General features: G+C 70.8%; 11 protein-coding genes. 5 read left to right on the top strand and 6 right to left on the bottom strand.

Going from position 1 to position 13,265, the window contains the following annotated elements; translation table 11 throughout:
- Positions 1–28 precede the first annotated feature (28 nt).
- The 3 genes from GLX25_RS03435 to GLX25_RS03425 are packed head-to-tail and all read left to right on the top strand — an operon-like array spanning position 29 to position 3,358.
- Positions 29–1,366, top strand: coding sequence for an FAD-binding oxidoreductase (locus GLX25_RS03435; protein WP_271192551.1), 1,338 nt, complete (start codon positions 29–31; stop codon positions 1,364–1,366).
- Positions 1,363–2,733 (top strand): class I SAM-dependent methyltransferase, encoded by a 1,371-nt coding sequence (locus tag GLX25_RS03430; protein ID WP_155840811.1) that lies wholly within the window; start codon positions 1,363–1,365, stop codon positions 2,731–2,733. The genes GLX25_RS03435 and GLX25_RS03430 overlap by 4 nt, the downstream gene beginning before the upstream one ends.
- 43 nt (positions 2,734–2,776) lie before the next feature.
- The gene (locus GLX25_RS03425) at positions 2,777–3,358 is read left to right on the top strand and encodes a DapH/DapD/GlmU-related protein (protein ID WP_166548405.1); all 582 of its coding nucleotides are present in this window, start codon (positions 2,777–2,779) and stop codon (positions 3,356–3,358) included.
- An 88-nt stretch (positions 3,359–3,446) separates the two neighbouring features.
- Here GLX25_RS03425 and GLX25_RS03420 read toward each other — a convergent pair whose 3' ends face one another.
- The 3 genes from GLX25_RS03420 to GLX25_RS03410 all read right to left on the bottom strand — a co-directional run bounded on the left by GLX25_RS03420 (position 3,447) and on the right by GLX25_RS03410 (position 5,751).
- On the bottom strand, positions 3,447–3,932 hold the full coding sequence (locus GLX25_RS03420; RefSeq protein WP_155840810.1) for an SRPBCC family protein: 486 nt from the start codon (positions 3,930–3,932) through the stop codon (positions 3,447–3,449).
- Positions 3,929–4,285, bottom strand: a complete 357-nt coding sequence (locus GLX25_RS03415; RefSeq protein WP_155840809.1) for an ArsR/SmtB family transcription factor — start codon at positions 4,283–4,285, stop codon at positions 3,929–3,931. The genes GLX25_RS03420 and GLX25_RS03415 overlap by 4 nt, the downstream gene beginning before the upstream one ends.
- Before the next feature lie 104 nt (positions 4,286–4,389).
- Positions 4,390–5,751 carry a helix-turn-helix domain-containing protein gene (locus GLX25_RS03410; RefSeq protein WP_155840808.1) on the bottom strand — a complete coding sequence of 454 codons (1,362 nt, stop codon included), beginning with the start codon at positions 5,749–5,751 and terminating at the stop codon, positions 4,390–4,392.
- A 97-nt stretch (positions 5,752–5,848) separates the two neighbouring features.
- On the opposite strand from GLX25_RS03410, the gene GLX25_RS03405 reads away from it, so the two are divergent.
- Positions 5,849–6,181: a hypothetical protein gene (locus GLX25_RS03405; protein ID WP_155840807.1), complete on the top strand. Its 333-nt coding sequence runs from the start codon at positions 5,849–5,851 to the stop codon at positions 6,179–6,181.
- Between the two features lie 118 nt (positions 6,182–6,299).
- Here GLX25_RS03405 and GLX25_RS03400 read toward each other — a convergent pair whose 3' ends face one another.
- Entirely contained in the window at positions 6,300–7,322 is a 1,023-nt protein-coding gene (locus tag GLX25_RS03400) for an LLM class flavin-dependent oxidoreductase (protein ID WP_155840806.1), read from the bottom strand.
- A gap of 103 nt (positions 7,323–7,425) precedes the next feature.
- Positions 7,426–7,836 carry a VOC family protein gene (locus GLX25_RS03395; RefSeq protein WP_166548404.1) on the bottom strand — a complete coding sequence of 137 codons (411 nt, stop codon included), beginning with the start codon at positions 7,834–7,836 and terminating at the stop codon, positions 7,426–7,428.
- Between the two features lie 399 nt (positions 7,837–8,235).
- Here GLX25_RS03395 and GLX25_RS03390 point away from each other — a divergent pair, with 399 nt between their 5' ends.
- Positions 8,236–10,482, top strand: a complete 2,247-nt coding sequence (locus GLX25_RS03390) for a beta-glucosidase (RefSeq protein WP_205719817.1) — start codon at positions 8,236–8,238, stop codon at positions 10,480–10,482.
- A gap of 69 nt (positions 10,483–10,551) precedes the next feature.
- On the opposite strand, the gene GLX25_RS03385 is transcribed toward GLX25_RS03390, so the two are convergent.
- Complete coding sequence (locus tag GLX25_RS03385) at positions 10,552–13,257, bottom strand: alpha-L-rhamnosidase (RefSeq protein ID WP_155840805.1); 2,706 nt, start codon at positions 13,255–13,257, stop codon at positions 10,552–10,554.
- Positions 13,258–13,265: the final 8 nt, after the last annotated feature.

Genomic DNA, 13,265 nt, shown 5'->3' with positions numbered 1-13,265 from the left:
TGACGCACGAGCCGCTCACGCCGACGGCGTGGAGCGCCTGTTGGAGAGCTACCGGGCCCTGCCCGCGGCGGCGACGGTGCGGCTGGCCAAGCCGACGTCGAACCTGTTCCGGTCGCGTGACCGGGTCGAGGCGCGGGGCCTGGACACGTCGGGGCTGACGCAGGTCATCGCGGTCGACGCGGAGGCACGGACGGCCGACGTGGCCGGCATGTGCACGTACGAGGATCTCGTCGCGGCGACGCTGCCCCACGGGTTGGCGCCGCTGGTGGTGCCGCAGCTGAAGACCATCACGCTCGGGGGCGCGGTGACGGGGCTCGGGATCGAGTCGACGTCGTTCCGCAATGGGCTGCCGCACGAGTCGGTGCTCGAGCTCGACATCCTCACCGGCGCCGGCGAGATCGTGACCGCCTCGCCGACGGCGCACGCCGACCTGTTCCACGCGTTCCCGAACTCGTACGGCACGCTCGGCTACGCCGTACGCCTGCGCATCGAGCTGGAGCCCGTCCAGCCGTACGTCGCGCTCACGCACCTGCGGTTCCACGCCCTCGCCGACCTCGTCGCCGCGATGGACCGCATCGTCGAGACCGGCGCCCTCGACGACGGCACCCGCGTCGACTACCTCGACGGGGTCGTCTTCAGCGCCGACGAGAGCTACCTCTGCGTGGGCGTGCAGACCGCGGCATCCGGCCCGACCAGCGACTACACCGGCCAGCGCATCTTCTACCGCTCCATCCAGCATGCGGACGGCGCGACGCACGACCGGCTCACGATCCACGACTACCTGTGGCGGTGGGACACCGACTGGTTCTGGTGCTCGCAGGCGTTCGGCGCGCAGCATCCGCTCGTTCGCCGGCTCTGGCCGCGGCGCTACCGACGCAGCAGCGCGTACTGGAAGCTCATGAAGCTCGAACGGCGGTACGACATCGGAAACCGCATCGAACGGTTGCGCGGCCGGCCGCCGCGCGAGCGCGTGATCCAGGACGTCGAGATCCCGATCGAGCGGACCGCGGAGTTCCTCGACTGGTTCCTCGCCGAGGTGCCGATCGAGCCGATCTGGCTGTGCCCGCTGCGACCGCGCTACGACACCGACTGGCCGCTGTACCCGCTCGAGCCGCACCGCACCTACGTGAACGTCGGCTTCTGGTCGACCGTGCCGGTCGGCTCGAGCGAGGGCGCGACGAACCGGCGGATCGAGCACAAGGTCGGCGAGCTCGACGGGCACAAGTCGCTGTACTCCGACGCCTTCTACCCGCGCGACGAGTTCGACGCGCTCTACGGCGGCGACGCCTACCGCGCCGCGAAGCGGCGGTACGACCCCGACTCACGGCTCCTCGACCTCTACGCGAAGGCGGTGCAACGACGATGACGACGTTCAAGGAGCGCGGGCCCAAGTCGGCGACGGATGCCACGAAAGCGGATGCCACGACGGCGGATGCCGCGCCGAAGCCGGATGCCTCGGGCCGGCTCACCCTCGCCGAGATCCTGGAGCTCGTCGCCGGCGGGCAGCTCCCGCTGCGGTTCACCGCCTACGACGGCAGCTCGGCGGGCCCGCCCGACGCCCCGCTCGGCATCGAGCTGAAGACGCCGCGCGGCACGACCTACCTCGCCACCGGTCGCGGCGACCTCGGCCTCGCGCGCGCCTACATCGCCGGCGACCTCGAGATCCACGGCGTGCACCCGGGCGACCCCTACGAACTGCTCCGGGCGCTCGCCGACGAACTGGTGTTCCGGATGCCGCCGCCACGCGCCATGGCGCAGATCCTCCGTTCGATCGGCGTCGAGCACCTGCGGCCGGTTGCGCCGCCGCCGGGGGAGGCGCCGCCGCGGTGGCGCCGGGTTGCCACGGGCCGCCGCCACAGCAAGGCCCGCGACGCCGAGGCCATCCACCACCACTACGACGTGTCGAACACCTTCTACGAGTGGGTGCTCGGGTCGTCGATGACCTACACCTGCGCGTGCTACCCGCGCCCCGAGGCATCCCTCGACGAAGCCCAGGAGAACAAGTACCGGCTCGTCTTCGAGAAGCTGCGGCTCACGCCGGGCGACCGGCTGCTCGACGTGGGCTGCGGGTGGGGCGGCATGGTGCGCTACGCGGCGCGCCGCGGCATCCGTGTCGTCGGCGTCACGCTGTCGGAGGAGCAGGCCACGTGGGCGCAGCGCGCCATCGCCGAGGAGGGCCTGGGCGAGCTCGCCGAGGTGCGCCACGGCGACTACCGCGACATCGCCGACACCGGGTTCGACGCGGTGTCGTCGATCGGGCTGCTCGAGCACATCGGGGTGCGCAACTACGCGAAGTACTTCCGCTTCCTGCAGTCGCGGCTGCGCCCCGGCGGGCTGCTGCTCAACCACTGCATCACCCGCCCCGACAACCGGTCCGAACCCTCGACGCACGGCTTCATCGACCGCTACGTCTTCCCCGACGGCGAGCTCACCGGATCCGGGCGCATCATCACCGAAGCGCAGGATGTCGGCCTCGAGGTGCTGCACGAGGAGAACCTGCGCCCGCACTACGCGCTGACGCTGCGTGACTGGTGCGCCAACCTCGTCGAGCACTGGGACGAGGCGGTCGCCGAGGTCGGCCTGCCGACCGCGAAGGTGTGGGGGCTCTACATGGCCGGATCGCGGCTCCAGTTCGAGCGGGGCGGCATCCAGTTGCACCAGGTGCTGGCGGTGAAGCCCGACGAGCGTGGGGGCGTGGGCGAGCTGCCGCTGCGGCCGTGGTGGACGGCGTAGGCAGCCGCACGACCGACCATCGCATCCGAGGAAGGAGCACCCCGTGGACCTCGCCGACCTTCTCGACGCGCTCAATGCGCGACAGACCATCCTCGGCGGCTCGCCGCTGCACGCGATCATGCACCGGACGAGCCAGGAGGCCCTCCGGATCACCGGCGAACTCAACGCCGGCTACCACGACCCCGTGCGCGTTCGAGAGCTCATCGGCGACCTCATCGGGAAGCCCGTCGACGAGACCGTGACCGTGTTCCCGCCGTTCCGCTCGGACTTCGGCAAGAACATCACGCTCGGCAAGCGGATCTTCATCAACTCCGGGTGCAGCTTCCAAGACCAGGGAGGGGTCGTCATCGGCGACGACTGCCTGATCGGGCACAACGTCGTGATCGCGACGCTGAACCACGACATGGACCCCGACAAGCGAGCCGACATGCACCCGGCGCCGGTCGTGATCGGGCGCAACGTGTGGATCGGGGCGAACGCGACCGTGCTCGCCGGGGTGACGATCGGTGAGAACGCCGTCGTCGCGGCCGCGGCGGTCGTCACGAAGGATGTGCCCGCGAATGCGGTCGTCGTGGGCGCGCCGGCGCGCGTCGTCCGCACCCTCACGCCGAAGTCGGACCAGTAGTCGCGTCCATCCGCTGTCGCGTCGGAGCGCGGACGACCGTGGGGGAGTGGGCGGGCTTCCGCCGGGGCCGTGGTGGACGGCGTAGGCGTCAGCGACGCACGAGGTACGCCTCGATGCGGTCGAACGCGCCGACCCAGGCCTGGGAGGCGAAGAAGTCGCGGATCTCGGGCGTCGGGAAGCCCGACTGCACGACGCTCATGAGCGTGCCGCCGTCGACGGGCTCGAAGGTGACGACGATGTGCGTGGTCAGCGTCTGCCCGCTCGGGTCGCTGCCACTCGACTCGGTGACGAGCCGATGCGGGCGGTCGATCTCGAGGAACACCTGCTCCTCGCGGAAGAGCGTGTCGCGGTCGGGTCCCCACACGGCGACCTGGCGACCGCCGACGCGCAGGTCGACCTCGATCTCGACGACGCCCGGCTCCTCGTCGAGGATCGAGAACCAGATCTTCTGCTTCTCGGCGTCGGTGTAGGCGTCGAAGACCTCCTCGGGCGTCGCGGGAAGCGTGCGCGAGGCGCGCAACTCGAGGGTCTCGGTGGTGGTGTCGGCGGCGGTGCCGCCCGGGTGCTCGGTCATGATGCGTCCTGTCCGGTGTCGTTCCGCGTGCCGTCGCGGAGGGTGAAGTAGGCCTCGAGGCCGTCGAGACGGCGCTCCCAGAGGCGCTGGTAGAAGGAGATCCACGCCATGGCGTCGTCCAATCGCTCGGCGCCCAGCCGGCACTGCCGGGTGCGTCCGACCTTCTCGGTAGTGGCGAGCCCGGCGTCGACGAGCACGTCGACGTGCTTGCGGATGCCGGTGAGGGTCATCCCCGCGGACTCGGCCAGTTCGCTGATCGTGGCGGGCCCGTCGCCGAGCCGCACCAAGATGTCGCGTCGGGTGGTGTCGGCGAGAGCGGCGAACGCCCGGTCGAGCACCTCATGTTGAACCATGTGGTTCAGTGTATAACACTGAACCGAAAAGTTCAATATCGCGGAATCGGATCCATCCGTCAGCGGTCGGGTGCGGTCCAGGCGCTTCGCTCCGACGAGGTCCGCTAGTCCGGCGAGTCTTGGGCCAGGAGGCGCCGGACCCATTCTTCGTGATTGTCGAGGTCGAACTGAGCGAGTGTCAGACTCTCGTCGATCCACTCTTCCGACACGGTCGCCGTCTCTTCCTGGGAGGGCGTGAGGTCGGGCTCATTGACGCTCGTCACACCCAGCCAGACCGGCAGCGCCTGTGTGTCGAGAATGATGCTGACCAGCTTGAGCTCGATCTCGAGTGCCTTCTGGGCGTCGGGGGAAAGCGCGTCCCATTCGATCCGGCGGCTCGCGTCATGCCCGGGTGCGGGGATGAACGGAGGTGCGTCTGCAGAGCGGGATCGGATGGTTCGTCCGATCAGCTCAGCGCGCTGGATGATGGCTTGCTGGGCTTCGTTCCACCTCTCTGCGCGCGGCAGAGCGTCCTGCATGTCCTCCAGCGCCTGCTGCGCGGCATCGAGCTTCTCGGCTTCTGCTTCGGCTTCCTTCCGGAGCTTTCGGCCCTTCCAGACGAGCACTCCACCGATGGCCAGAAGCGCGGGCAAGGCGACGATGCCGGTCAGGACCGCCGCGCCGCCCGCTACGCCCATGCGCCCGACTGCGAGCGAACCATTTCCGAGCCACGCGAGCGTGGTGCTGGAGGCAGCCGCGCCGGAGAGCGACGCGATCGCAGCCCCGGTCGATGCAGTCCCGGCGGCCGAGAGGGCGACGAGCACGCCGGCCGCGGTTCCTGAACCCGGCCCACCTCCGGCGCCCGCGCCTGCCGCGCTCTCGGTCATCGCCTTCAGGACGCTCGCCTCCGTCTGTCCCCTCAGTTGCCGGATCTCGCCCTCGAGCGATCCTGCCGTCTCGTCGGTCGCCCCGGCATCTTCGGTATCGAGCCGCAGTCGCCAGTCGAGCCTCGCGGCGGTCTCGAGGAACGGCAGGACGAATCCATTGCACGCTCGCTCAAGCGTGCGCTCGGAGTTGCGGATCTGGAACGTGACCCGTTCGGTGAGCAGGTTCGACGATGCGATGATCTGTGCTCGCCGGGCCTCGTTCTCGATGTAGATCGGCCCGGCCATGGCACGGGCGAAGACGCCGGGGCGCGAGAGCGCCGCGAGCGCTCGCTCCGTCTCCTCCTCGAGTTCTGCCTCCGTATGTCCGAGCGCGTCCAAGAGACGTTGGCGGTACCGACCGGTCGGGTCGGTCTTACCGGACTCGATGCGGGAAATCGCCACGGCGGCGCTCTTCGGGCTCTCGTCGCTTCCATATCCGGCGATTCGCCCCAGCTCCTGCTGGCCCTTGCCGTTGGCGCGTCGCCACTCCCGCCCCCACGCCTTCAGTACCGATGCCTGCGCGGTCAGGCGGGGTTTCGGATCTGCGCGCGCGGTCGCCACTATTGACACCTACCCTAACCTCGTGCCTATACTCGGGCTAACGGGGGGCTAACTTAGCACCCGTATGAGCCCACTCTATAGGGAGATCATCATGACTATGAGTGCACTGCCGGCGTGGTCGGAGCGGTCGGAGCAGGACACGGCTTCGTCCGGGACGGGGACCGGAACGAGCGAGCCGCACTACGACGCGCGCCCTCGCAACGGCAGCAACCCCTGGCTGATGCTGTTCCCCCTCGGCGCCGCAGCGGCGGTCTCGGCCGCTGTTCTGCTGCGGCGACCGGCCGTGCGCAAGGCGGCCGGCGAGGTTGTCCGGGATCCCGAGGTGCGTGATGTGTGCAGGGAGGCCGGCGAGCGCGCATACCGCGTGATCGCCGCATCTTGGCGCCGGCATGGCGGTCCGGAAGGATTGGCCGAGACCTTCCTGCGCTGACTTCGCCAGCGACGACGGCCGAAGCGCGAGGGAGCAGACCCCCGGATGGCGCAGAGCTCGGCGCCGTGCCATCCGCTGTCGCCGTCTCGGCCTCTCGTTCGGGCCGGGCAATCATCGCTCAGCGCCACCCCAGCGCCGGCGCGACGTGCGTCAGGATCGACTCGAGGACGTGCGCGTTGTAGTCGACGCCGAGCTGGTTCGGCACGGTGAGCAGCAGGGTGTCGGCGGCGGTGATCGCCTCGTCCTCGCGCAACTGCTCGATCAGGGCGTCGGGTTCGTCGGCGTAGCTGCGGCCGAAGACGGCGCGGAAGTCGTCGATCACGCCGAACTGGTCGGACCGGTCGCCGCCGCCGACGAAGTACGCGCGGTCCAGGTCGTTCACGATGGCGAAGATCGAGCGGCTCACCGAGACGCGCGGCTCGCGCTCGTGCCCCGCTTCGGCCCAGGCGGCGCGGTACGCCTCGATCTGCTTGCGCTGCTGCACGTGGAAGGGCTCGCCCGACTCGTCCTCCTTGAGCGTCGAGCTCATGAGGTTCATTCCCTGCTCGGCCGCCCACACGGCGGTCGCGTCGGAGCCGGCGCCCCACCAGATGCGGTCGCGCAGGCCGGGCGACTGCGGCTGGATGCCGAGCGGCCCCGGGTGCGGGTTCGGGAACATCGGGCGCGGGTTCGGCTCGGCGAAACGCGCGCCGTCGATGACCTGCAGGAACACCCCGGTGTTGTTGCGGGCGACATCCGCCATGGTCGAGCCATCCGGCGCCTCATAGCCGAAATAGCGGTAGCCGTCGATGACCTGCTCGGGCGACCCGCGCGAGACGCCGAGCTGCAGCCGACCGCCCGCGATGAGGTCGGCGGCGCCGGCATCCTCGGCCATGTACAGGGGATTCTCGTAGCGCATGTCGATCACGCCCGTGCCGAGCTCGATGCGACTCGTCTTCGCGCCCGCCGCCGCGAGGAGGGGGAACGGGCTCGCGAGCTGGTTCGCGTAGTGGTGCACGCGGAAGTACGCGCCGTCGGCGCCGACCTCCTCAGCCGCGACCGCCAGGTCGATCGACTGCAGCAGCACGTCGGACGCCGATCGCGTCTGCGAGCCGTGAGAGTTCGACCAGTGGCCGAACGAGAGGAACCCGATGCGCTTCATACTGGGATCCAACGTCTGGCGCCGCGGGGCATTCCGAGCGCGGTGCTCCCGTGGATCCGCAGCCCGCGTCGGTCCGCGGGCCCGGTCGCGTGATACCGGTTCGTCAGTCCGAGGTCGCGGCCTCGCGCGGCGGGTTGAACATGAACTCGAGGCGGATGCCGTTGTCGTCCTCGACGAAGGCGGCGTAGTAGCGATCGTTGAAGCGCGGGAACGGCTTCGGCCCGCTCACGGCCGTCCAGCCGGCATCCATGGCGATCCGGTGCAGACGGTCGACCTCGGCGCGCGACTTGATGGGGAAGGCCAGGTGCTGCCATCCGACGCGGCCGTGGCGGTGCGGCCCCGTGCCCGGTTCGCGGGCGGAGAAGAGGATCAGCTCCTCCTCGCCGAGGTACCAGGAGACGCCGTTGTCGGCGTCCTGCCGGGTGCAGCCGAGGGCGTGCATCACGGGGTCGAACTGGGCGATCGAGCGGGGGAGGTCATCGACGGTGATGCCGATGTGGTCGAAGAGGGGCACCGGGACATCCTATGGAGTGGTGCCACCCGCACGCCCACGGACCTGAGGCGGGACGTCGCGCGGGACGAGTGAGACCGACCCGCGCGTCCCGCCCGCCGGGGCGACGCTGCGGGGCGGCCCCGCCAAACCGCATGAGAATCCGCGATTCAGCGACTCTCCGGGCCCTGAGCCGCGGATTCTCATGCGCAGGCCCGCGACGGCCAGCATCCGCCGACCGGTCGACTCGATCTGCGTAACCCCCCTTGACATCCGACGGCCCCGCTTGCGAGTGTAGAACGGTCAACAAAGTGTAGATCGATCTACGGATCGATGCCTCGAGGAAGAGGGATACCCACCATGAAGTTGCCCATCACCCCACGACACGTGCGTGATCGTGAAACGAATCAATCCGCGAGGGCGGTGACCGCACCGACATCCGCTCGACGTCGCAGGGGCGTGGTCGCGGCGCTCGCGGCATCCGCTCTCGCCGTACCCGCGCTGTTCACGGTCGCGGCACCGGCGGCCGCGGAGGAGGTCGACTGTTCGACCGTGCCGTGGATGGACACGTCGCTGACCGCCGCAGAGCGGGCGGACGCGCTGCTCGACGCGAGCAGCCAGCACCAGAAGTACCGCTGGCTCGTCGAGCAGCCGGCGAACAGCCCCACCCGCACCTCGTGGAACCCCGCGTTCCCCGGTGAGGCCAACGTGGTCTACCCGGCGCAGCTGCCGTGCACGCCCGTCGTCATCTACGCCAACGGCCCCGACGGCGTGTACCTCTCGGCGGGAACCACCGCGTGGCCCGGCCCGATCGCCGTGGCCGCGACCTGGAACCTCGAGCTCGGCGAGGAGAAGGCGATCGCACACGGCAGCGAGTCGTTCGACAAGCGCAGCGCCGTCATCCTCGGGCCGGGCATCGCCTCGGGGCGCACGCCGCTCTCGGGCCGCGGCTCGGAGTACTTCGGGGAGGACCCCGTGCTCTCGGGCCTCATGGCCGCTGCGAACGTGCGCGGGCTCGAGGACGGCAACCCCGAGAAGCCGATCATCGCGAACCTGAAGCACTACGTCGCGAACGAGCAGGAGGAGGCGCGCGAGGAGAGCTCGTCGAACATGGACGAGCGCACTTTCAAGCAGATCTACGACCTGCCGTACGAGATCGCCGTCCGCGAGAGCGACCCCGGCAGCCTCATGTGCTCGTACAACCAGGTCAACGGCGTGTACGCGTGCGAGAACGACATCCTCACGACGAGCCTGCGGCAGGACTACCCGTTCGAGGGCTACGTCATGAGCGACTTCGGGTCGGTGCACTCGACCGCCCCGTCGCTCAACGCCGGTCTCGACCAGGAGCTGAACCGACCGATCTGGTTCAGCCCCGCTCGACTCGACGCTGCGCTCGCCGCGGGTGAGATCACGCAGGAGCGGATCGACGAAGCCGCCTTCCGCGTCGTGCACTCGTACATCGCCGGCGGACTCTTCGACCACCCGGTGCCGGCCACGCCCGTCGCGAACGTGTCGACGCCCGAGCACAAGGCGCTCGCCAAGGAGATCGCCGAGCAGAGCACCGTGCTGCTGAAGAACGACGGCGTGCTGCCGCTCGCCGAGGGCGACCTGACCGTCGCCGTCATCGGCCAGACCGCGTCCAGCACACCGACCGATGGCGTGAGCGCCAAGACCGGCTGCGCGTGGGACTTCCCGTTCGGCCCTCCCGGAAATCAAGCGCTGAACTGCAACGCGATCGTGGACCCGCTGACCGCGCTCACTGAGCGCGTCGGTGACGCCGGCGGATCCGTCGTCTACGACAACGGCGCCGACCCGGCGCAGGCAGCGGATGTCGCGGCGGCGGCGGATGTCGCCATCGTGTTCGGTCACTACACCATGGGCGAGACCCAGGACCTGCCCGACCTGCGACTCGACGGCAACGGCGACGAGCTGATCGAGGCCGTGGCCGCCTCGGCGCCGAAGACGGTCGCCGTGCTCAACGCGGGCTCGGCGGTCGAGATGCCGTGGATCGACGACGTCGACGCCGTGTTCCACGCCTGGCACTCGGGCGAGCAGTTCGGCCCGGCGCTCGCCGGTCTCGTCTACGGCGACGTGAACCCGTCGGGCAAGCTCCCGATGACGTTCCCGGTGTCGGTCGACGACACCCCGACGGCGGGCTCCGAGGCCCAGTACCCCGGCATCGCCGACGCCGAGGGCATCCTCCAGGTCGACTACAGCGAGGGCCTCAAGGTCGGCTACCGCTGGTACGAGGCCGAGGGCATCGAGCCGCTGTTCGAGTTCGGCCACGGGCTCAGCTACACCGAGTTCGCGTACGACAAGGTCAACGTCACCCCGACGTCGACCTCGGGCGACAAGGAGATCCGCGTGCGGTTCCGCCTTACCAACACCGGTGACGTCGCGGGCACCGAGGTCGCGCAGGTCTACCTCGAGCTGCCGAGCTCGACCGGCGAGCCCTCGAAGCGCCTCATCGGGTGGGAGCGCGTGACGCTCCAGCCCGGCGAGCACCGCAACGTGCAGGTGACCCTGTCGGCCGACGACCTCGCCGACCTGCACCTGCTCGAGTACTGGGACACCGAGGCCGGCGACTGGGCGACCGCAGCCGGCACCTACGAGGTGACCGTCGGCGGTTCGGTCGACGCGGATGCCGCGGCATCCTTCGCCGTGAAGTAGGAGGGAACACAGAAGAAGTGCCGGTGCGGCGGAAGCCGCACCGGCACTTCTGTGCTGCGAAGAGCTGCGTCAGCCGACGGCGGCGCTCGGCTCGATCGACGGGACCTCGGCGACGCGGACGGCGGTGGCCGCGATGCGGTGCCGTCCCGGCCCGAGCCGGTCGGACACGAGAGCCTCGCCGTCGACGGTCACCTCGGAGGCATCCGTCACCGGCAGGTCGAGCAGCGCCTCGGCGCCGTAGGGGACCTCGAGGTCGATCGCGAGGTCGCCGTCGGTCAGCTTCCAGTCGATCGCGACCGGCCCGAGCCGCGACTCGACCGAGGCGCGGGCCCAGGGGATCGACGCGGTCGGGCGCGGCGCCACGACGATGCGGCGGTAGCCGGGGCGCTCGGTCGTCGGGGCGATGCCCGCGACGTAGCGGTAGATCCAGTCGACGACCGCGCCGTAGGCGTAGTGGTTGAACGAGATCATGCCCGAGCTGTCGCCCGTGGCCATCTCGCCCGAGTGGATGCTGCCGTCGGGGCCGATCGCGTCCCAGCGCTCCCAGACCGTCGTCGCGCCCATCTCCACCTGGTACAGCCACGAGGGCGGTGCCTGGCGGAGCAGCATCAGGTACGCCTCCTCGACGTGACCCGAGTGCACGAGCGCGAAGAGCACGAGCGGCGTGCCGAGGAAGCCCGTCGCGATGCGGCCGTGCTCGGCGCGGACGTTCCGGGCGAGCGACTCGCCGATGCGCTCGCGCTCGGCGGCGGGGGCGATCTCGAACTCAAGGGAGATCGCGGCGCCGGTCTGCGTCTCGACGGCGGCGTCGCCCCACTCGGCCCAGGTGGCGCGCGCGACGCGGTCGGCGAGCTGCGAGGCGGCATCCGCTCGCGCAGGGTCGCCCACGAGGCGTTCGGCGTCGGCCAGCAGGCGGGCGCTCCGCGCGAAGAACGCGTTGGCCACGAAGTCCGACGAGACCTTGGCCTTCCACGGCTGGTCGCCCGGCGCATCCGGGTCGAGCCAGTCGCCGAACTGGAACTCGGTGGGCAGCAGCCCGCGCTCGCCCGCGCGGCGCTCGAGGCTGTCGACGAAACGCCGCATCGAGTCGAGCTGGCGCACGAGCACCTCGTCGCTGCCGTAGGACTCGTAGACGGCCCACGGCACGATGGTCGCGGCATCCGCCCAGCCGGCCCGGCCCATCACGCTGTGCCCGCCGCCGTCGGCCGGGAAGTCGTCGCGCGTCAGGATGTTCGGGACGACCGCGGCGACCGCGCCGTCGGCGTCCTGGTCGAGCTCGACGTCGCGCAGCCAGCTCAGCCAGAACGACTCGACGTCGAAGAGGGTCGACGCGGTCGGCGCGAAGGCCTGGGCGTCGCCGGTCCAGCCGAGGCGCTCGTCTCGCTGCGGGCAGTCGGTCGGCAGCGAGACGAAGTTGTCGCGCTGCGACCACGCGACGTTCGAGTGCAGGAGCCCGAGGCGCGGGTCGGCGCACTCGAAGCTCGACCGGGGCCGGTCGGCGCTCGAGATCGCGACCGCCGTCGCGTCGACGACCTCGGCGCCCGTGACGTCGGCGTACTGGAAGCCGTGGAAGGTGAAGAGCGGCTCGAGCACGCTCTCGCCGTCGTGCGCGAGCACGTACGTGTCGGAGGCGCGCGCGGTGCGAAGCGCCGCGGTGTGCAGGGTGCCGTCGATCTCGAGCACCTCGGCGTGGCGCACGACCACGCGGTCGCCGGCGCGCCCGCGCACGGTGAGCCGGAGCCATCCGGCGATGTTCTGGCCGAGGTCGAGGAAGGTGTGCTCGCCGCGCGGCTGCGCCTCGACCGGCCACTCGCCGACGGTGCGCACGCCGGTCGTGATGCGGGGTTCGACGACCGAGGTGTCGACCGCGACCTCCGCCGCTGCCTCCCACTCGGACGCGTCGAAGCCGGGACGGTCCCAGCCGGCCGGGTCGGCGGCGAGGTCGACGTCGACGCCGTCGTAGAGGCTGGCGAAGCGGATGGCGCCGGTGGAGCGCTGCCAGTCCGGCCCGCTCGCGACGCGGACGTGCGTGCCGTCCGCGCACTCGACGTCGAGCTGGACGAGTGCCGCGATCTCGGCGCCGTAGTGCTCGACCTCGTCCTCCCAGCCGAGCCGGCCGCGGAACCAGCCGTCGCCGAGGAGGGTGCCGAGCACGTTCTCGCCCGCGGTGAGCGCGGAGGTGACGTCCCACGTGCCCAGCACGATGCGGTCGTCGTAGGCCGTCCAACCGGGGGAGAGGTGCTCGCCGAGCACGGGCTCGCCGTTGATGCGGACGTCGCCCACGCCCCAGAACGTCGCGCGGAGGCGTGCGCGGACGGGCTCGGCAGGCAGGGCGAACGTCGTGCGGAGGAGCGTGACCGGGTCGTCGACGCGGGTCGCGCCGCCGATCGGCCGAGCGGTGAGCTCGGCCGGGTCGATCGCCGCCTCGACGACCGCCTCGTCGCTCCAGCCGGACCAGCCGTCGCGGGTCGCGATGCGCACGGCATACCTGCGCTCGTCGCCCGGTGCAAGGTCGCCGCCCGGCGCGAGCACGCCGATCGGGTCGTCGGACACGACGGGCTCGGACAGGCCCCCGGCGTCGCCGTCGGCGTCGCGCCCGGCGCCATCCGACCACCGCACCTGGTAGCCGAGCTGCGGGGCGCCGGCCTCGGCCCGCCACGACAGCCGGAGGCCGCGCCCGGGCACGCCGAGCAGTCCCTCGGGGTACTGGGTGCGCACCGAGTGCACGCGGGCCGACGGATCGGTCACGTCGAGGGATGGCAGCGTCGTGGACATCGAGGTCC

The sequence above is a fragment of the Agromyces luteolus genome (assembly GCF_009729855.1).
Lineage (GTDB): Bacteria > Actinomycetota > Actinomycetes > Actinomycetales > Microbacteriaceae > Agromyces > Agromyces luteolus.
This window is presented reverse-complemented; position numbering and strand designations above follow the sequence as displayed.